This is a genomic window from Rhodopirellula europaea 6C (assembly GCF_000338295.1).
GTDB lineage: Bacteria > Planctomycetota > Planctomycetia > Pirellulales > Pirellulaceae > Rhodopirellula > Rhodopirellula europaea.
On sequence record NZ_ANMO01000133.1, the window covers coordinates 43,964 to 63,505 of the forward strand.

Here is a 19,542-nt window from a genome sequence, read left to right on the forward strand (position 1 = left end):
ACAGACGTCGAACCTGGAGGCATCATTCAAGTCAATCGTGTGAGCAAGCGGTTTCGGAACACGGTTGCGTTGGACAACGTCAGCTTGCACGTTCCGGCCGGGACGGTGTTCGCTTTGCTGGGTGAGAACGGTGCGGGCAAGACAACCTTGATTCGAATCTTGACCGGCTTTCAAAAACCAGATTCCGGATCAGCGGTGATCCTTGGGCATGATTGTGGTCAGCACTCCGAGGAGATCAGGCGAAAGATCGGCTACGTGTCCGACTCGCCGGCTCTTTATGAGTGGATGACACCGCCGGAGATTGGATGGTTCGTCAGTGCGTTCTACGACGAAGGTTTTGTCCCCCGGTATCGCGACTTGATCGAAGAGTTTCAGGTGCCACCGGCAACGAAGATCAAATCGATGAGCAAGGGCCAGCGAGCCAAAGTGGCTCTGGCTCTCGCGACGGCTCACGATCCGGAACTGCTGATTCTGGATGAACCGACCAGCGGTTTGGATCCAATGGTCCGTCGTCAGTTCTTGGAATCGATGGTCGACCGTGCCGCCGCTGGGCGAACAGTACTGCTATCGAGTCATCACATCAATGAAGTCGAACGAGTCGCAGACATGGTGGCGATGATTCATGGCGGTCAAGTCAAATTGGTTCAGTCGATGAACGACTTGAAGCTGCACACTCGAATTGTGACGGCGACGATGGATGATGCTCACGTCGAGTCACCGGAGTTGCCGGGGCGTGTGCTGAGCGAAACCAACAACGGTCGTCAAAGACGCTGGGTGATCACGGATTGGAACGACGCCGGGGGACTGCACTGGGGACCTGATGACGGTGTGCGGCAATTCCATGTCAGTGTACCAACGCTGGAAGAAGTCTTTGTTGCGGTTTGCGGTCAACCCATTCGGGATGAACCCTCGTTCTTCGATCGTCGTCAGGAGGTGAATGATGGCCACATCGCTTGATGCTTTTGCTTACCCGGCCGTTTCACGTCCACGATCAGCATTTCAGCATTTGGTTTGGAAAGACTTTCGGATGCTGCAGCCGCTGTTGTTGGCGGGTGTCATCGGCACGGCGGCGTTGTTCTTCCTGGCGGTCCTTCGTGCCGCGATCGATCCGGCCTCGGATCCGAGCCTGACGACGCTTTCCGTATTGTGGGTGTTGTTGCCAAACTTGGTGGCGCTCGGAATTCCACCAATCTCGCTGGGCACGGAGAACGAAGAACGAACCCTGGATTGGTTGCGGACGTTGCCGGTGACTTGGTCGCAAGTGTTGTTGTCCAAATTATTGGTCGGGTTCGCCGCCTGGGTGCTGGCGGTCTTGACCGCGTCGGCTTGTTTTGTGCTGTCGTGGTTGGTGTTGCGAGGAGGTTGGGATTGGTCTGCGATCGGACGGATCTCCGGTTCGGAATCGATCGTTGAACTGATGATCTACGGAGTGGGCTTGCTGATCTGTGGCTGGATCGCGGCGTTGATCGTTCGCAATCCGGTCGGTTCGGTGATGTTGGTGATCCCGTTGATCGTGGGCCTGACCTTGTTGTGGAACTACACGGTCGCTGGATTGGCCGGCACGCATGTCTATAACGGTGTCACGTTCGTGGAAGCGACCAGCGAACAGCGTGTTGTCATGTTCGGCTCGGCTGTTGCCTACCTCACCGCACTGGGGGCGGTGATGTCCGGTTTGGCTCAGCACCGGTTGGCGGGCGCAAGTGATCATCGCTGGCAGGTTCCGGCAGCCGCTCCGGCTTCGGCTTGGCAGCCAACCGTGGTTCAAGTGGCTTGGCATGCCAAACCGCGTCGGTTCCGCGCATTGTTGTGGCAACAGGTTCGGCAGACTCGTTTCATAATTGGTGCTGCGATCTTGTTTGCGTCGGTCACGGTGATCGTGACTTGGGTGGATGGGTTTCTTGAGGTTCAAGGGCCATTGGTCGCCTTGGGATGGCCAGCAGCTCATTTGATGTTGGGGGTTGCCACATTCCACGGGGATCGACGTGGAATGCGGCAAGGGTTCTTCGCCGACCGCGGGTGGTCACCCAACCTGATTTGGTTGACTCGATTGATCCCAACCGCCTTGGCATCGTCGTTCTTGATGGTTTTGTTTCCGTTCAGTGCTGGCCTCGATTGGTACATCGGAAGGCCATTCGGAACTGTGAACTTGTGGCAAGCCTTTGCATTCAGCGTGGTTGTGCAAACCCTTCTTTTCTTGATCGGTGTTTTGACGGGGCAATGGGGCCGCCGTCCATCGCTGGCGTTCTTTGGCGCACCCGTGGTGGCTCTGCTGTGGATGCTGCCCGCGTTTGGGCTGCTCGCGTTCTTCGGAGGTTACACCAGCCTGCTGTGGCTGGCCGCAGGCGTGTTGCTGTTCGCAACTCGGCGTTTGACGCCTTTTGTGATGGAAGGTGTCTCTTCGGCCGCCGTGTGGGGACGAGGGCTGGCCTATTGCTTGCTGGCTTTGGGGGCGATGTGCATGTGTCTCTTCATGCATCGCTGGTGGACGACGCCGCCAGAAATGCCTGCGTGGCGAAAAGAGATGCTGGCGGTCGTTCAGGATCCCGTCACGTCAAAAGTCCTCGAGTCGACAGTTGGTGTGATGCCAGGAACTCGGAACATTGATTTGAATGCGGATGTGTATTCCCTCGATTGGTTCGACGAGGGCAACGAAGACATGAAAAAGGTTTTGCTGATCTCTGAATTCCCCAATATTGGGTCTGCGGAAGCAGCAGGTATGCGATTCACTGTCCGATTGAATCCGAGCATCAATTGGTCCGGTTCGGCGAGGGTCGAAGCCATATACGGCAACCAACCGGAAAGATTTCGCGACCGGGCGCTCGCACTGGAGAAGGAGTTGGGGCCTGTGAAGATGATGGGCGAGTCGGTCTCGCAATCAGAGTTGTACAGTTTGTGCGTAAGCACACCTATTTCAATGAAGTCGGGCACCCGTACATTCCGTAGTGATGGAAGTTATTTCAATGCAGGTCAGTACCATCCTTTCGATTGGCGACCGCTTCGCCGCAAAGCTCTTGAGGTTGCTGCAAAGTGGTCAACGCTGTCTCGCGAGCAGGCACCGAAGTTCGGTGCCTTGGGGGAATTGCTCGAGAACGCTGAAGCCAACGAGTGGATCGTGATCGCTGGCTTGAGGCAGATTGCCTACGATCAAAACCTATTCAGCGGAATGGCTCCGCCTCAGTCCGAAGAGGATCAATTGGATCGCGAAGCATTCGTGCGAGTCGTCGATCAGCTTTGCACAAAAGAACTTCGTCGTGAGAGCCGCCAGCGATGTCTGGTCGCCGAATGGCAACGTTTTCGGACGGGAGAGTGGAGCGGCTGGTTCGACGAAGAGTGGGGAAACGAGAAGTCGTTCTTGGATGCTCCTTTGTCGGATCCGCTGTATCGATTGGGGATGGAGCAGAAGCGGTTCGAGAGACTGCTCGATCTCGCGGTTCGCAACACCCTGGATCAATTGGAAGATGGCTTGCCCAAGTGGGACGATCCTGCGCTGACCGAGCAACGGCTGCTTTGGGGTGACTTGTTGAAGGACCGTCGCAACGGCGAAAACTCGCTCGGTCACCAAGAAGTCGCATCACCGCCTCGAGCTCCCGTGTTTTATCGAGAGCAAGAGCTGTTGATCGACGAGCTTCGTCAAATGGCGGATCGCTTGCGTGAGCCGCCGGAGATGATCGAAGCAACGTAGGCCAGGTTTCACCTGGCACTCGAGCTGATGCTTTGGCACAAAGCGAGGCGAGTGGAATTGTAGCACGGCGGTCCCCGCCGTGATTCTCGGTGGCGACCACCGAGCTACAGGTTGGTTTTGCTCTTGCCAGGGCGGCGATCAGCGTTGGCTTTTCTTCTTCGACGCGACCGTCGTGGAGCTGTCTGCGGGCAGCAGTTCCTCAGTCATCTTGGCTCGGTATTCCATCATGCTGCCAGGACCTTGGAAGCCAACGACTGATTCGTCCCAGATCAGTTCTTTGCTGAGCAAGTAGCCGTTGTCGACATCGAAACGCAGCGTTCCGTTGCTGAGTTGCTGGATGACTTGTGCTCGCAAGGATTCTTCTTCGATCGGGGTCAAGGTTTCGCTTTTCACGCTCAGTGTTGCCACACCCGCTTTGACCTTCTTCAGCGTATAAAGCTGGCGGATTTTGATTTGCTTGACGAAGCCATCTTCGGTCCGGGCTTTGATTTCCGTCGGGACGGCCCATGATTCGCCAATCTTGACGGGTTTTTCAGGCAGTGCCAGCGCGAGCGTCCCCATGCCCAGCGAGGACTTGGAGCCGGCATGATCTTCCCGGCGGACTTCTTGGCCCTGCTTGTTGATCGTCACGGTTGCCAGCGGAGTCCCGATTTGCGAAGCGACAACACTGAAGATTTTCGGTGGTTCTTCGCCGGTTGTGCTGTCCCATTGAACTTCATCCGCATCGCCATTTTGCTGGGTCATGGCGACGGATTCAATCGAGTGATCAAACGTCATTTCGGAATCATTGGCTTCCGCGACGGTCCAAGCTCGATTGCTCTTGGTGTGAACATTCGCGATTTCTTCGGACCCATTGATGCGAGTCTTTGTTTTGGCAACGTGGGTGACTTCATAGCGAAGTGTTTGCCCGGGCTGAAGCGAGTGTTTCAGCGAGTAGGTTTCACCGGATGCATCTTCGGCTTGTTCCAGAACCGATTGTTCTTTTGCGTTGCCGATCGATTGGGGTACCAGAACGCTCTGTGTTCCCAGGCAGGCCAGTCCAATCAAAGCGAGGCGACGGGACGTGGAAGGGATTCGCAGCAACATCGTGGTGGGCTCCAGTCAGAGTTTTATCGGTGGGAAGGGTCCAACGGTGGTCGCCAATACCAAATCCCGTCGTTCGCCGCCAGTGGAATAGTTCGCAACCGAAGTGGATGAGTTTCGGCGTCGGTGAATTTCTGATGAAGGCCAGCCAATCCTTTTCGTGAAGGTTGTCGGTCGATTCTTTTTTGACGTTGAAGCCTCGCCGGACCATGCGAAAAGTGGAGCAGCGCGAGTATCCCTCTCTGGGTTCTTGTCTCATCCTCCTCCACGGTCTTCGTTCACATGTCCATCAACCGTCGCCAATTTGAATCTTCGCTCAAGCAGCCAATGGTTGTACGAGGCAACGCCGCATTCACGTTGATTGAAATGTTGGTGGTGATTTCGATCATCGGTGTGTTGGCAGCGTTGTTGCTTCCCGCTGTTTCGAAAGCACGTGAGGCCGCGCGAGCCGCTCAGTGTCAGAACAATCTGAAGCAATTCGGAGTTGGTTTGACCGGCCGTACCGTGAACGCGCCCAACGGTGAGTTTTGTTCAGGTGCGTTCGACTTCCGTCGTGATGGTGTGCCCACCGAAGTGGGATGGGTGGCGGATCTGGTGCGACGCGGCGTGTTGGTGAGCGAAATGCGGTGCACCAGCACGTCCGCTCAGGCGAGCAGCGCCGTCGAACACTTGCTCGTCGATAACGAATCGGATTGGGCGAGCAACGATTGCGTCGATCAACTGGGAACCGAGGAATACACCGACGAAATGGGCACGGTGATCAAGAATGTGGCTCGCCTGATCGAAGCGAGTCCAACGGATCGAGTCGAATACATCGAACGAAAAATGCTGGAAGACGGTTACAACACGAACTACGCCGCGTCGTGGTTCCTGGTCCGTAGTGAAGTGATTTTGGATGAAAATGGTCAGCCCAAACCTAGAGACTCTGCATGCACAACCAATGACTTGAAGTCGCTCAACGTGACCCGTGGTCCATTGACAACTCGTCTCTTGGACACCGCGAAGGCACCCAGCAGCACAGTTCCGCTTCTTTGTGATGCATCGCCCATTGGCCAGCTATCCGGCAACGTCGGCGAATTGACATCTGGAACGCCGTATGTGACTCCCATCGTCGGTGAGCCAATTCTGCACAAAGAGACCGACCCGAACTATCTGGAAGAGCCAGTGATCCCGGCGAGCACGCCACGCGAAGGCGTTTCAGGTTGGTTGCGAATTTGGAATCACGACACACGGCAAGATTACCGCGGGATGTCGAGTCACCATGGCGGTGTTTGTCACGTCTTGATGGCAGATGGAAGCGTGCGAGGGCTGTATGACGCCAATGGCGATGGCTTTATCAACAACGGATTTCCAAAGGACGCCAACTTCTGGACCGATGCCGAAGTCGAAGCCAGCGACCTCGAACTGGCAAGTTACTACTCGCTCAACAGCAAAGGTGAAGAGCTTTAATGGCTGGCTTTAGTCAGCTGGCACTTCGCGAAAAACGCAAAGCCTTTGTTTGTGAACCATTCAGAAAGAAGAGGCGTTCTTCGATTGAATTGCGAAGCTTGCGAGTAGGGATTGTGAAAGGTTCATGAATGCAAGTTGTGAAGCCTGTTGGTGCTATCGGCTTCTTGTAAAACACCAACCAAATGGATGTCTTGTCAGCCCCGTATCAGTTCAAAGGGATGCAAACAGCCGAAAACTTTTCGAACGAAAGGAGGTTCGCCATAGCCAGTGGCACTCGCCGCGGTAATTGAAAAAAGACGATCGGGCGTGATAGCAATCGCGCAATGGAATTGAAGCTTGGAAGAGATTCTGCTCGCTAGGTTTCGTTCCGAAGAAGAAGGAGTCGGTGACGCTCGACCAGCTGAGGTTTGCTGGAACAAACGTCGGCTTTTAACGGTCAAACGCCACCAAACTCACCACCTCCCATTTTAACACAAGGTCGAAGCCGTTCGGCTTTCGGCAACTAAAATCCCAGGAAAGACTATGAAGTCGCAATTTCGAAAATCAGGTTTCACCCTGATTGAGTTGTTGGTCGTGATCGCGATCATCGCTCTGTTGGCAGCGTTGTTGTTGCCAGCCATCACCAAGGCTCGCGAAGCTGCCCGTGCAGCCCAGTGCCAAGCCAACTTGAAGAACATCGGCATCGGCCTGTTCAAGTACAGCAACCGTGCTCCATCTGGTTCTTTCTGCAGCGGAGCGTCGGACTTCCGTCGCGATGGTTGCATGGACGAATACGGTTGGGTTGCTGACCTCGTCAACGTTGGCGACGGCAACATGAACGAGTCGTTGGACCCTTCGAACCCATTGAAGGGCTCGGAAAAACTGAATGACTTGTACGGGAAAGACACCACGGACGCCAAAGATGCCGCACCACTGGCTCGCCTGAGTGCTGGCCAGTGTGGTAAAGCTGATTGGCAAGGCGTTTCGGGCGATGGAAGCTCCACCACCTTTGGCGGAACGGCTCCAGAAACTGCTGTTCGTGCCGAGTTGATCGCTCGTTACTTTTTGACCAACGGTTACAACACCAACTATGCCGCTTCTTGGCACTTGGTCCGTGGAATGGTCAAAACCGAAGCTGATCCAAGCACCGGCGAATTGACCACTTGGTCCGGCGGTGGGTTCAAAGGTTTGGGTGGATCGACTGGTCCAATGAGCGTCGCCGACTTGGAGCGAAGCCGTATCAGCAGCAGCAACGTTGGCTTCATCGGCTGTGCAGCACCTGGTGACGTCGACGAAGCGATTCTCGCCGCGACTCTCGGTTACGACGGAACCGGCGTCTGGGGAACTGCCCTGAATCAAACCGAAGCTGTCGAGTACATCGCCAGCGGATCGTTGTTGACCGAAGCGTTCAACGACGGACCTGCCTACTGGAATGCGACTGCAGGAAACTTGGACTTGATTGGTAGCAACGAAACTCTGCTCGCGCAGATCAGCTGTGAACGTGGCGAACCCACCACAGCTGGGTGTGCTGCTCCAACCGGCCCAGGCGGCAACGGTGTTTACTTGCAAGACACCCGTGACTGGTACGCCGTTCACGCTGGTAGCTGCAATATTCTGATGGGCGACGGGCACGTCGAAATCTTCAACGATAGTAACGCTGATGGTTTCTTGAATCCTGGTTTCCCCGTCACCGGTTTGACCGCTGCTGAGATCTCAGGTGTTGGCTACGCCGACGACAAGTTGGAAATGCCTCGCGACAAATTCTTCGCCGGTATCTTCATCAACGATGGCTACTTCAAAGGCAACTTTGAGTGATCCATTTCGGGTTTGAACAATCCGATTCGTAAGTTGGAACCATTGCGAGTTCCATCCATTCAAGCCACGGTATCTTTCAATGGATGCCGTGGCCGTTTTACGCAAGGCATGCCACCGAATGAGCGCGAGTTCAGGAATGTTTGCGGACAAAGATGGCGAGCTTTGGCTTCCATTTTCGTTGATTCTCCTTTTCTTTGAAGAATAGAGTGTGATGAGCATCACAGGAAAGTTTTTGCTTGTGGGGATCCTGCTGGCGTCTGTCCTTGGCGGCCTTTCAACGGGATTGGCGACCATCGTGACTTACGCTCCGTATGGCGTCTCCAAAGCCGAACGCGCTGATTACGAGAAGAAGGTTTCGTTGATTAAACGCGAAGAGGCCTTGCGACAAGAAGCCCAGTCGATGGGATTGCCGCAAGCGGTTTTGCCATCTACCCGGTACGACTTCGGGCTGGTCGATCCGCACACAACCGCTTCGCACGCATTCGAGATTTGGAATCATGGGGCGGGACCACTGACGATTGACGTTGCAGAGACAACCTGCAAATGCACTGTTGGAAGTGCACAGAAAGGAACACTCGCACCGGGCGAAAAAACGAGTGTCACACTGACGTGGAACACAGGTCAGAAATCCGAACAATATGAACAGGCCGCGCGGGTCATTACCAACGACCCAACGCGAGAAGTGATCGACCTAACGGTTACCGGCGTGGTGAAGACCGAGCTCTTTGTGCCTGCCAAGGGTGTTTTCCACTCCGGTGATGCGGGTGAAGTCGTTGAGTCGACTCTTCTGATCTACAGCCAACAGCACGACGATATCGCAGTCGTCAGTGCCGAGTCCGATTTGGTCGGATTCGATTGGGAATCGAGTGTCGTTCCTTCCGACTCACAGCCGTCTTTGTCTGAACAGAAGCCGACCGTCATCAATCAAGTCAGACTCCGATGTCGAGCTCAGAAGCCAGGCCGTTTTCAAGGCGAAGTGAAGCTGCATTTGCTGGTCAATGGTGAGTCAGATGTGATCGAAAAAAGTGTCGAGCTAACTGGACGTGTGCACGCTCCCATCAGTTTTCACTCACCCATGCTCCATTCGCGAGATGGCCTTGAGCTGGGCACACTCGGGAACGACCAAGAGCACGAGTTTCATTTGATTGTTCGCAAGCACTTCAGCGAAGAGCGTGCTCTCAGCGTTCTGGATGTCAGTCCAAAATCACTCGATGTATCCATTGAACCTACCAGTCGTTCTGGCGACTATCGACTGACCATTCGCATTCCCAAAGGGATCCCATCCACCATCTTCAATTTGGATCAGAAGCGAGGGTACATCCAAATCGGTGATCCCGAAAACGAAGACTTTTCGAATTGGTTTCCTTTGATCGGTGCGGTGGTTGCAAACGATGAGTGATAACACTTCAGGAAGTGGAATCGTCTTGCGGCCAGTTGGTCTTCGCAGCATCGTCGGGAAGATGGTGTCGCTCGTGTTGGGATGCCAATTGTTGTGCTGCGGGGGCTGTGGTCCCAGCAAAGAAGAGTTGATGATGCGGGCTGCACAGCGCGCTCGTCCGAAAAGTTCGGACGAAAAAGAGGAGTCCGCGAAGGCACAAACTCAGCCAGTCAGCACGGCAATCGCATCAAAGGTGGTCGACGCCAAAGCAGGGGTAAAGGAGACGGCGAACGCCGCTACAACATCGGCGGTGCAGAAGGCAGCCAAAGACAGTGATGCAAACAGTCCGGAAGAAACAATCGGAGACTGGAAGCCAGTCTCTGATCGAAAGCCCACGATTTCGCTGAGTGAGCCGGAGCGTCATGCAAAGGCAGTCGAGAATCTCAATCGATTGACCGAAGCCCTGATGGCATACAAAGAAGACAAAGGACATTACCCGCCGTCGGCGCAAGCGAAGGCTGGGATCAAGACATTGTCTTGGAGAGTTTTGATTTTGCCTTATCTCGGTCATCAAGATCTATTTGAGAAGTTCGATCTCAACATGCCATGGAATCGTTCCCCAAACAAAGAGCTGATTGAGTTCATTCCGGATGAGTTGGTTTCTCCAGAGCGATTTGACAGCAAAACGAATTGGATGTTGCCGGCTCATCGAAACTACATGTTCGGGGACAACCGTTACCCGCGCGATCGCAATATTGAGGATGGGATTGAGAACACGCTGATGCTCGTGGAGGTCAATGATGATCTAGCAGTCGAATGGACTCGTCCGGTCGACTTCGAACCGGTGGATTTAGCTGCTTTGAAAGGATCGCTCGGTGATTTGCGATCGGGAGGTACATTGGTTGCTTGGGCGAATGGCTGGCCGTCGTATGTTGCCAATTCGGTGTCAACCAAACAATGGACCAACGCGTTCACGTATGAGTCAGGTGATGGGCAGCGGGCGGGGGCCATCCACAAAGAGCCCGATGCATTGCTTGCTGCACATAAACCATCCCGCAGCGAGACGAAGGTAGAAGCGAAGGTTTCTGGCCGAGTTGAAGCATCCAAGGTCGTCGAGAATACGGAGGTTGAGGCAGAGAGTTGGGGTGAAAATCGTTTGCCGGTCCCTCCATCTCCTGACTTAGCCACCTCCAATCAACGGATCGAGCAGTTGTTTGGGGAGCAGTTGGTTCGAGCGAAACAGAATCAGACGCAGGCGGAGCTGAGCAACGATTTCCTGAAGAAATCATTGGTGATGTCAGATGACGCCGCAGGTGCCTACGCCCTGCAGAACGCTGCGATTGATCTGGCGATCGACAGCGGCGACTTCATGCTTTTTCAAACGGTTTTGGATCAGCACGCGTCCACCTTTGAAGTCGATCTTTATCAGGTCAATCGAGATGGCCTATTGGAGTTTTCGCGTCGAAATGATGTTGACGAGGACACTGCGAGTCAGATGGCATTTGTCCGCCGAGCGTTGGTCGCAATTCAAGAAGGTTTGAAACGAAACGATTTTGAAGGAGTTGGCCGGATCGCTTCCGCTTTGCCACGAGTGGAGGAAGAGCGTCGAGGGTTTCGGCGAGCCAATGTCCGAGGTGGCAAACGTGACGCGTCCGCTGAAAAGCTTGTCCGGATCCTTCAGACACAGCTGTCTTCTGCGAACAAGCAATACGAGCAAGCCGCTGAGAAGGTGGCCGAGTATCGAAAGAATCCGAATGACGCGGAACTGGCATCAGCTCTCGGTCGGTTTTATTGCTTTCTGAAAGGCGATTGGGCAATGGGGTTGCCGCTGGTCATCAACGGAACAAGTGAAAAACTTTCCCGAGTTGCCAAGCGAGATCTGGAAGGTGCCAACGATGCCGAAGACTTCTTGGCACTAGGCGACATGTGGTGGGAATTGTCGGAAGGATTGCCAGCGGGGATTTATCGTCAAGGGACCCGTGACCGAGCGGGCTACTGGTACGAGCAGTCCTTGGAAGTGATGCCGGAATCCTTGGATCGCTTGCATGTGCAGGCCCGTGTGAAGGAATGGCAGTCGCAGGATCCCGGCAGTCCGCTCGCAACGATCCGAACGATCAATCGACAACTAGGTTTGGCGGAAAACGCAGATCTCGAGCAGGTTGTGGCTCGAAAGCGTACTCAAGTGAATGCACCAGGTGATGACTATGAAGACGGTTGATTGGTATGCGGCGAGCTACACAAGGTACAACGTGGCCCAGCCTATTTGTTTTATCCTGCTATTCATGGTATGTGCGAGTTCGGCTTCCGCAGCGTTGGTAACCAGTGTTGTGACCTTTGATGAATCGGATGATTTTTCTGTCTCCGATCCTCCTGCCACCAACCCCAGCGTGAACGGCGGTGACTTGTTTGTCATCGAAGGGATGCGTTTTTCAATTACAGGCGGTGACTTTCTCTATCCACAGAATCAGAGTGGGCTTTGGCCCTCGCAGGCGAGCGGTTCAACATCACTTGGATCCGCAGCATCGAGCAGTATTTCATTTTCGATGATGCTGGATGATCCTTATGTTGGGCAGACGTTCGATATGCATGAGATTACGCTTTATGGTTACGCTCAGCCTGGGACGGCTGCTCCGTCAACTTCGGTTGAATTCGTAGGAACCAAGTTGAATGGTGACATCGTTAGTGATATTACCGTGGATTTTGATCCAGGTTCTCGAGATGCATTTCTCTTTGACTTTGAAGATGATACGACTGTAGACTTCTCTGGGTTGGTCAGCTTGACTTGGGATCAGCGAACGACGAATCGCCAATTCCAATTCGACAATGTGACCTTCAGTACGGTCACCGCTGTTCCGGAGCCTGGGACGTTTCTCGCGATGATCGCTCTGACGACGATGGGCTTTGTGACTCGCGGTCGGCGATGGATTGATAAACGCCTCCAAGTGGTTTGATTCTGGAGAAGGCGGTTGGCAATGAGCAAAGGAAAGGTGTCGGATTGAAATGGTGGCCTATGCCACTTATTTTTCACTCGGTCCTAGATCGTAGACAGCAACTCGATCTTCATCTTTGAGCACGATGCCGTTCTCGATAATCGCTGGCGAACAGTAGCATTCGGCCTTCATGAGTGGCTGTTGGGTGAAAGAAAGCACTCGCGGTTCTTCGACGCTGCGTTGCAGTGAGGCCAAATGGCCGCGTTCTCCGAGAAAGAACATTGCATCGCCCGCGATCAGTCCCTGAGCGCGACGCAGAACGCTGTGGTACTTCCATTTCAATTCACCCGTGGTGAATTCGATGCAGCGCAGTTCAGCACCGCCCTGCCCCGCGGACGTGAACCCAAAGACATGGCCATCGGATAGCAGCAGATTGGTGTATTGGCTGTCGAGGAGTCGTCGGTTTTTCCAGCGTTCTTCGTAGGAACGATCCGGCAGGATTTGGAGGCACACCGCGCCCGGTCCGGGGCCGGTGACCATCAAAACATGGTCGTTCCAAACCAGCGGCGAGACCGAGTTGTAGCTCATGGGGGCACGGCTTCGATGGGGGATCTCCCAGTCAATTTCTCCGTTGGCGGGATCGAGGCAAACCAAGCCTTCAGCTGTCATGACAAAGGCGAATTCTTGCCCGAATAGTTGAGCCACCACGGGCGTGGTGTAGGCGGCTTTGTGATCCGTGCATGACCAAATGGTTTCACCGTCTCGGACATGGATGGCAATGATTCCCGCGTCATTGTTGGCTCCGCCCAAGGAAAGGATTAAGTGTTCCCCGTGCAGCAGCGGTGTCGCTCCGGATGGGAACAAATCCGGTTCCACCTGAAATTCGTCGTGAAGATCGCGGCGCCAGACTTCTTCGCCGGTGTCGAAGTCCAAAGAGACCAGCGTCCCTGAACCGCTGAAGTGATAGACGGCGCGACGCTCAAGGTCGATTAACGGAGTGCTGTAGGGGCCATCGCTGTATTCAAAGTCGCATTTGGCGTCAGTCTCCAGCGAGTGTTTCCATCGGACCGCTCCATCCTGGGCATCGTGACACTGAATCCACTCCAGGTCATCGACGCGATGGGAAAAGACGACGCGGTTTTCGGCGGTCACAGGAGATCCATATCCGGTGCCAACTTCCACGTCCCATCGAGGTGCGGGACCCTGATCGGGCCAAACCGCAGGGCTGGACGCTTGCGTCGCACCGGTTCGATGCGGGCCAAACAAAAACGGCCAGTCCGTCTGTGTTTGGAGATCATCACGCCTCACCGATTGCTGATAGTCGGCAACAATCATATCGCTGGGGCGGTCCGCCTGCGTTGGTTCTTCCAAGGGAACGTCGAAGGTTGGCTCGGGTGCTGCAGGCGAGCACCCTGTCGAGGCGAGCGCGAGCAGGATTGTGCTTTGAAGATAGATGCGTTTCATGTTGATCGTTGAACTTTCGTGCCGTCGTTTCATCACGGCTTTCGACGTCCTGACTGGTTGGCAATGCGGAGTGTGTTGTCTTGGACGTCAATTGCGAGTTCGATCCCTTCCGAGGCGGTCAGGAGTGTGCCAACCAGCGCGACCATCCCGAACAAGCTCGCCACCGCGTACAGGCTGAATTGTCCCACCTCGTTGAGAATGCCGTTTTGGGTGGACCACACGATCCAGAGAAATCGAATGAGCAGCCCAGGGATCACCAAGGCAACGGTTGCGTAGGCCAAAATGCGAAAAATTCTTTGTGTTGCACGAAGCGTTGGGTACTCGCGTTGAAGAGGGTAAATGCCAGCGGATTCGTTGTAGAGGTTGCGAGCGTTTGGAGTTGGTGGCTGGCTATCGATCGCCGGTTTGGCATCTGAGTTGTTGGGGCGCGAAGTGACCGGTTTCAAGCTGACGGCATCAAAATCATTTTCCTGGAGTGGCATGGCTTGGTGGATGTCAGTGAATGCTGGGTGGGTGAGCGATATGCACGACTGCACGCGGAGTTGGGCGATTGACTGAATGAAAGCAACTCGTTCGTGACTCGCCACTCTCAAACAATTCCGTGATGCGACATTTAGATACGCATTGTCATGCCCAGAACTCGTCGTACTTCGGACGGGCTGGTCAATCCTTGTCGAACCATGTCGGTGGCTCGTTCCCAGAGAGATGTCATTCCTCGTTCAACCGCCCAGCGATAGATTTGTCGACTGTCTCGCGTGCTGAGAAGTTGGTCCACCGATTCGGAGTCTCTTAGGGAAAGGAATTCACTGGCGAGCAATCGTCCTTGGTAACCGGTTTGATGGCACAAGTCGCAGCCGACTGCCACGCGGCAATTGCCAATGGGTAGCCCGCAGAATTGACTCGGATCATCGGAGGGCTTGGAGCATTCACACAGAGCTCGCAATAGCCTTTGGCTGACGATCCCGAGCAGGCCACTTCTCAGCAGGTAGGGTTCGATTCCCATGTCGAGCAAACGGCTGATCGCGGTTGCCGCGCTGTCCGCGTGAAAGGTGGTCAACATGAGTTGTCCTGTCAGGCAGGCTTGGATCGCAATCTCAGCAGTCAGACGGTCTCGGATTTCGCCAATGACAATGACCTCGGGGTCCTGTCTCAACAGCGACCTCAGTCCCGTGTGCAGATCAAAACCCGCCGCCGCATTGACCTGGGATTGCGCGACTCCGGGGATCGGGACTTCGATCGGGTCTTCAATCGACAGCAGACTACGGCAACCACCGGAGGCTTGGACGAGTTGACGCAAACTGGCGTAGAGCGTGGTGGATTTTCCGCTTCCTGCCGGGCCGGTAACCAGGATTGCTCCACTTGTTTCAGCCAACGTGTCGTTGATGTGTCCCAGAACTTGTTCGGTATGTCCCAAGTCAGCAAGCTTTTGAAGACGCGAGCCTTGCCCAAAAAAACGCAACACCGCGCGCTCGCCGTGCAGCGTTGGAAACGTGCTCACGCGAACCTCAGCCGCTTCACCGGGAACGGCAATGCGTCCTTCTTGCGGAACATCATTTTGGTAGGTCAGTAGATTCGAAAGCACTTTGAGCCGAGTGACGATCGATACCTTGCTGCCATCAACGACAGTCGCCAAGGGGTGAAGCAGGCCGTTGTCGCGGAACCGAACATCGATTCCATTGGCGACGGCCTGCAGGTGCATGTCGCTTGTGCCTGCTTGATCGGCAAATCTGAGTAGCTCTTCCACCACTTCTGTGGCATAAGAAGCCGTTTCGGGACGAAAGTTGTTCAAGCGTTGAGCGGAGGCCGCCACCTGTTCATCCAAGGAATGATCTTGAGGCAGCTTTCCATTCTTGTTTGGGGAAAGGATGTTCTGGAGCGATTGGATCACGTGAGCTGGCTTGCGTGAGGAGAGTTCGGATTCGATTGAAATGCGGGCGTTGTTAAAATCCGGATGGACCTTGAATGACATCTGTTGCCCGCTCTCCCATCCCGTCGACGTAGAGAGAAAATACTCGGAAGATGATCAGGACAAGAACGATCGCAATCGCTACCCAAATCGCGGCGGAGGCCGCATAGGTCAACTTGGCCATTGAACTCTTGACCTGCGACTTGAGATGGCGGAAGTGTTTGTCCAGAGTTTCGGCAAGCCTTCCGCTGGCTTCTCCAAGTTCCACGACTTCGATCGTTTCTTCTTGAAACAGATGGCTATCCGCGAGCGTGGAATGGAGGTCGTGCCCTTGTAAAATGGCTTGTTTGGATTGACTCGCTTTTGATTGGAATTGCTTCGTTCCAGCACAACGGAAGGCAAGGTCCACGGCTGAGGCAGCGTCCACTCCCGATTCGATCGTCAGTGCCAACGTTTGGACGAAGCGGGCCTCTGCGAAAACTCGGAGGTTGCGTCCGATCCATGGGAGATGAGCCGCCCAGTTGGAGAGGAAAGAAAAGTATCCGTTCTTGATCAGGACAGTGATCGCCGCGACAACAACTAAGGTGGTGAGGACGATGCTGATATAGATCAGCACCCCACGTTCACCAGTGAGACCAATCCCAAGAAGATCCGTCCGGCTGGTTTCCGCATCCGGCAGCAAGACGGCGGGCAGGTAAATCAAAAGCCCCACGACCACGACTGCCAGAATCAACTGAACCAGCGGCCAGAGAATGGAGTTGAAGAAGATCCCGCGAAAGTCGGCGAGTTGCTGATAGTACTCCGCCAATCTTTCCAGCACTCTGTCCAGTTTTCCGGATCGTTCACCGCCTTCCAACATCTCAGCAAAATGCGGGGGGAAGTAGTTACCCTGAGATTTAACCGCATCGGACAAAGCCGAACCTTCGCGAACTTGATCGGCGACAGATTGCATTCGGCGTCCATACAGTGTGCTCGCATGTTTGGCTTCGCGCTCGAAGACTCGATGAGGATCGAGACCGACTTCGAAGGCCACACCGACGCGCTCGCACAAGGTGCTAAGCGATTGGTTTTCGATGCGATTGCTTAACACTCGGGGCGTCCTGAATTTGTTCGGCGGGAAGGTTGAATTTCCGCCTCAGGATAGCGGTTGCATCTTTTCTTCCCGTCAATCCGGTGTGAGTGTGCGGTGAAGAATGAATGAAGCTAATGCGGGCTTCCATGATTTTCTTCGCATGCCGGTGATGCTTTGACGCTACTGCTGCAATTTGATCGTTCCACTGCGAATCTTCATTGCACGCGAACGGATGGCAGACCATTCAGAGGAGTCTTTTCGTTCGATGTTCTTCAGTTGCAGCGTCATGCGATTGTTGTTTTGAAACTGCTGTTTGTGACGATCGAGAAAGTCCCAATACAGAGTCGTGAATGGGCAGGCGTCGTCCCCGGTTGATTTCGCGGGATCGTAGCGGCAATTCTTGCAGTGGTTGCTCATGCGGTTGATGTATTTGCCAGTGGCGCAGTAGGGCTTGGTCGCCATCAAGCCTCCGTCACCGTACTGGCTCATGCCAAGTGCATTGGGAAGGCTGACCCAATCGATCGCATCGGCATACATCGCCATGTGCCAGTGATGGAATCGCAACGGGTGCGTGCCAAAAAGCTGAGCAAACAATCCAAGCACCATCAGTCGCTGGATATGGTGCGCGTAGGCTGTGTCAACCAGCAAACGCATCGCGTCGGAGACGCAGGCCATGTCGGTGTTGCCGTCCCAGAAGAACGGCGGAACATCTTGTTCCGAGTCGCAATGAAGAGCGTTGCGTTCTTCGTACTCTGGCATCCGATTCCAATAGACCCCGCGAACGTACTCTCGCCACCCAAGAATTTGTCGGACAAAACCCTCCACGCAGTTCAGCGGTGCGATACCGTCTTCATAAGCCTTTACCGCTGCATCGACGACCTCTTTCGGTGACAGCAGGTGCAAGTTGATTGAATGCGACAGTCGCGAATGATAGAGAAAGGTCTCGCCCTCCCACATCGCGTCTTGGTAGGTGCCGAACAAAGCCAATCGATGTTCAATGAAATCATCGAGCGATTCCAACGCCTGGTCGCGGCAAACGGGCAGATCGAACCGGTCGACTTTGCCGGGATGGTCTTCGAAGCGATCTCGCACCATCGCGATCACTTCGCGTGTGATCGCGTCAGGTTCGAAAGAGGGCGTCGGCGGAACTTCTTTCGGGCCGCCTTTGCCGAATGTCTTGCGATTGTCTTGGTCGAAGTTCCATTGACCGCCTTCCGGGGCACCTTCTTCGTCGAGCAGGATGCTGTGTTCCTTTCGCATCGTTCGATAGAACTGTTCCATCACCATCGATTTGCGACCCGATGCCCATTCGTCAAATTGGTCGGGCGAGCAGTAGAAATGATTGTCGGCGAGAAACTCAAGTGGCACGTCTTCCTGTTCGGCGGTGGATTTGAGTTGTTCGCGAACTCGGTAGTCACCCGGAGCAACGACCAAGATTTTTTCGACCGAGTGTGCCGAGAGCGTTTTCCGCAGAACGCTGGCAAATGAACTTTCGCGAGCCTTTCGCCGATCACCGGTCAGTTTGTGGTAGAGCACATCGAATCCTCGCTGGATCAAATCCTCGCGAAAGTGCCGCATCGGACTAAAAAAGCCGACCAGGCGAGTTTGATGGCACCAAACATGGGTGGCTTCTTCGTCGTTTTCCGCCATCCAAACGCGATCGATTTTGGGATCAAAATCGGTGAAGGCCTCGGAATCGTGGTTGAGTTGATCACCCAAGACGAGCACGAGATGGCGAATTTTTGTCATGACGGGTCCAGCAAACGGCGGTCTCGAATTATCCTCACGCGTATTCACGGTAGCGCTGACGCAACCCTGCCCTGCTCTGCCCTGCCCCAAACTCGCAATTTTCGTCCTCGAAGACGCTTGGAAACGAACCACGCATGGAAATTTGGCCCGCCATCGATTTGCGTCACGGAAAACCGGTTCGCCTTCGCCAAGGAGACTACGACCAGCAAACCACGTTCGGTGATGATCCGGTCGAGTTCGCAAAACGCTGGCAGGAATCCGGCGCCAAACGATTGCACTTGGTCGATCTGGACGCCGCGCGAGGCGACAGTCCGGATGCCAACCGAGACGCGGTGCGGCGGATCATCGAGGCGACCGGGTTGCCCTGCCAAATGGGCGGCGGCGTGCGAGACGAAGCCACGATCGAATCGTTGTTGAACATCGGCGTCACGCGATTGGTCGTTGGTTCGCGGGCACTGAAAGATCCGGATTGGTTCGTCGAAATGTGCGACAAGTATCCCGGCAAGTTGGTCGCGGGCATCGACGCTCGTGATGGCAAGGTCGCGACGCAAGGCTGGCTCGAAACCAGCGACGTCTCGGCGTTTGAGTTTGCAACGGAGTTGCGATCACGAACTGAAAACATCGCTGCGATTGTTTACACCGACATCGCGAAAGACGGCATGATGCAAGGTCCCAACTTTGAAGGGTTGGCTGAGATGGCTGCGGCGAGCGACATCCCGTTGGTCGCCAGCGGCGGTGTGACGACCTACGACGACATCAAGCAACTGGTCGAGATGAAGATGCCCGCCGCGATCGTTGGTCGGTCACTCTATGATGGAGTGATGGAGCTGGGTGAGGTCGTGCGATTGGCTGGCGACGTTTGATCGGCGTGATACGGCGGTCAGTGTTGTTTGGCGAGGGTCACGCTTACGCCCTCACCCGGATGCATTGCTGAACGCTCGCATCCGATCTCTCCCAACTTCGGAGGTCGTGCGGTTTTGAAGTGCCGCTTTTCGGCTGATTTACACACGGCGTACCTCTCCTGAAACGAAGTTT

The 19,542-nt window shown here is 54.7% G+C and carries 14 protein-coding genes; 8 read left to right on the forward strand and 6 right to left on the reverse strand.

Annotated features, from left to right (window positions below; translation table 11 throughout):
* Nucleotides 1-39 precede the first annotated feature (39 nt).
* A complete protein-coding gene (locus RE6C_RS14930) occupies nt 40-957 on the forward strand; it encodes an ABC transporter ATP-binding protein (RefSeq protein ID WP_039962148.1) in 918 nt (305 codons plus the stop codon).
* A gap of 70 nt (nt 958-1,027) precedes the next feature.
* Nucleotides 1,028-3,682 (forward strand): ABC transporter permease, encoded by a 2,655-nt coding sequence (locus tag RE6C_RS14935; RefSeq protein ID WP_236618232.1) that lies wholly within the window; start codon nt 1,028-1,030, stop codon nt 3,680-3,682.
* Between the two features lie 138 nt (nt 3,683-3,820).
* Here the strand turns inward: RE6C_RS14935 and RE6C_RS14940 are convergent, their stop codons facing one another.
* Nucleotides 3,821-4,768 carry a DUF6263 family protein gene (locus RE6C_RS14940; RefSeq protein ID WP_008657785.1) on the reverse strand — a complete coding sequence of 316 codons (948 nt, stop codon included), beginning with the start codon at nt 4,766-4,768 and terminating at the stop codon, nt 3,821-3,823.
* Between the two features lie 279 nt (nt 4,769-5,047).
* Between RE6C_RS14940 and RE6C_RS14945 the strand changes: the two genes are divergently transcribed.
* The 5 genes from RE6C_RS14945 (at nt 5,048) to RE6C_RS14965 (ending at nt 12,337) form a co-directional block, all read left to right on the forward strand.
* The gene (locus RE6C_RS14945; RefSeq protein ID WP_008657787.1) at nt 5,048-6,214 is read left to right on the forward strand and encodes a DUF1559 family PulG-like putative transporter; all 1,167 of its coding nucleotides are present in this window, start codon (nt 5,048-5,050) and stop codon (nt 6,212-6,214) included.
* Between the two features lie 522 nt (nt 6,215-6,736).
* A complete protein-coding gene (locus tag RE6C_RS14950; RefSeq protein ID WP_008657790.1) occupies nt 6,737-8,008 on the forward strand; it encodes a DUF1559 domain-containing protein in 1,272 nt (423 codons plus the stop codon).
* Between the two features lie 211 nt (nt 8,009-8,219).
* Nucleotides 8,220-9,407, forward strand: coding sequence for a DUF1573 domain-containing protein (locus RE6C_RS14955; RefSeq protein ID WP_008657792.1), 1,188 nt, complete (start codon nt 8,220-8,222; stop codon nt 9,405-9,407).
* The gene (locus tag RE6C_RS14960) at nt 9,400-11,604 is read left to right on the forward strand and encodes a DUF1559 domain-containing protein (protein WP_008657794.1); all 2,205 of its coding nucleotides are present in this window, start codon (nt 9,400-9,402) and stop codon (nt 11,602-11,604) included. Before RE6C_RS14955 ends, RE6C_RS14960 begins: the two co-directional genes overlap by 8 nt.
* Entirely contained in the window at nt 11,585-12,337 is a 753-nt protein-coding gene (locus RE6C_RS14965) for a PEP-CTERM sorting domain-containing protein (RefSeq protein ID WP_236618233.1), read from the forward strand. The genes RE6C_RS14960 and RE6C_RS14965 overlap by 20 nt, the downstream gene beginning before the upstream one ends.
* A 66-nt stretch (nt 12,338-12,403) precedes the next feature.
* Here RE6C_RS14965 and RE6C_RS14970 read toward each other — a convergent pair whose 3' ends face one another.
* The 5 genes from RE6C_RS14970 to RE6C_RS14990 all read right to left on the reverse strand — a co-directional run bounded on the left by RE6C_RS14970 (nt 12,404) and on the right by RE6C_RS14990 (nt 18,507).
* Nucleotides 12,404-13,780: a PQQ-binding-like beta-propeller repeat protein gene (locus tag RE6C_RS14970; RefSeq protein WP_236618234.1), complete on the reverse strand. Its 1,377-nt coding sequence runs from the start codon at nt 13,778-13,780 to the stop codon at nt 12,404-12,406.
* Nucleotides 13,781-13,812: 32 nt separating this feature from the next.
* Nucleotides 13,813-14,262: a hypothetical protein gene (locus RE6C_RS14975; RefSeq protein WP_039962141.1), complete on the reverse strand. Its 450-nt coding sequence runs from the start codon at nt 14,260-14,262 to the stop codon at nt 13,813-13,815.
* Between the two features lie 131 nt (nt 14,263-14,393).
* Complete coding sequence (locus RE6C_RS14980) at nt 14,394-15,749, reverse strand: GspE/PulE family protein (protein ID WP_008657798.1); 1,356 nt, start codon at nt 15,747-15,749, stop codon at nt 14,394-14,396.
* Nucleotides 15,721-16,776 (reverse strand): type II secretion system F family protein, encoded by a 1,056-nt coding sequence (locus RE6C_RS14985; protein ID WP_081605658.1) that lies wholly within the window; start codon nt 16,774-16,776, stop codon nt 15,721-15,723. The genes RE6C_RS14980 and RE6C_RS14985 overlap by 29 nt, the downstream gene beginning before the upstream one ends.
* A gap of 162 nt (nt 16,777-16,938) precedes the next feature.
* The gene (locus tag RE6C_RS14990; RefSeq protein WP_008657800.1) at nt 16,939-18,507 is read right to left on the reverse strand and encodes a cryptochrome/photolyase family protein; all 1,569 of its coding nucleotides are present in this window, start codon (nt 18,505-18,507) and stop codon (nt 16,939-16,941) included.
* A 134-nt stretch (nt 18,508-18,641) separates the two neighbouring features.
* Here RE6C_RS14990 and hisA point away from each other — a divergent pair, with 134 nt between their 5' ends.
* Nucleotides 18,642-19,370, forward strand: coding sequence for a 1-(5-phosphoribosyl)-5-[(5-phosphoribosylamino)methylideneamino]imidazole-4-carboxamide isomerase (gene hisA / locus RE6C_RS14995; RefSeq protein ID WP_008657801.1), 729 nt, complete (start codon nt 18,642-18,644; stop codon nt 19,368-19,370).
* The last annotated feature ends 172 nt before the right edge of the window (nt 19,371-19,542 follow it).

Bases quoted from the DNA above. Each gene is read 5' to 3' on its own strand.
- RE6C_RS14935 (WP_236618232.1), top strand. From the start codon at position 1,028: ATGCTGCAGCCGCTGTTGTTGGCGGGTGTCATCGGCACGGCGGCGTTG.
- RE6C_RS14940 (WP_008657785.1), bottom strand. From the start codon at position 4,768: ATGTTGCTGCGAATCCCTTCCACGTCCCGTCGCCTCGCTTTGATTGGA.
- RE6C_RS14945 (WP_008657787.1), top strand. From the start codon at position 5,048: ATGTCCATCAACCGTCGCCAATTTGAATCTTCGCTCAAGCAGCCAATG.
- RE6C_RS14950 (WP_008657790.1), top strand. From the start codon at position 6,737: ATGAAGTCGCAATTTCGAAAATCAGGTTTCACCCTGATTGAGTTGTTG.
- RE6C_RS14955 (WP_008657792.1), top strand. From the start codon at position 8,220: ATGAGCATCACAGGAAAGTTTTTGCTTGTGGGGATCCTGCTGGCGTCT.
- RE6C_RS14960 (WP_008657794.1), top strand. From the start codon at position 9,400: ATGAGTGATAACACTTCAGGAAGTGGAATCGTCTTGCGGCCAGTTGGT.
- RE6C_RS14965 (WP_236618233.1), top strand. From the start codon at position 11,585: ATGACTATGAAGACGGTTGATTGGTATGCGGCGAGCTACACAAGGTAC.
- RE6C_RS14970 (WP_236618234.1), bottom strand. From the start codon at position 13,780: ATGAAACGCATCTATCTTCAAAGCACAATCCTGCTCGCGCTCGCCTCG.
- RE6C_RS14975 (WP_039962141.1), bottom strand. From the start codon at position 14,262: ATGCCACTCCAGGAAAATGATTTTGATGCCGTCAGCTTGAAACCGGTC.
- RE6C_RS14980 (WP_008657798.1), bottom strand. From the start codon at position 15,749: ATGTCATTCAAGGTCCATCCGGATTTTAACAACGCCCGCATTTCAATC.
- RE6C_RS14990 (WP_008657800.1), bottom strand. From the start codon at position 18,507: ATGACAAAAATTCGCCATCTCGTGCTCGTCTTGGGTGATCAACTCAAC.
- hisA (WP_008657801.1), top strand. From the start codon at position 18,642: ATGGAAATTTGGCCCGCCATCGATTTGCGTCACGGAAAACCGGTTCGC.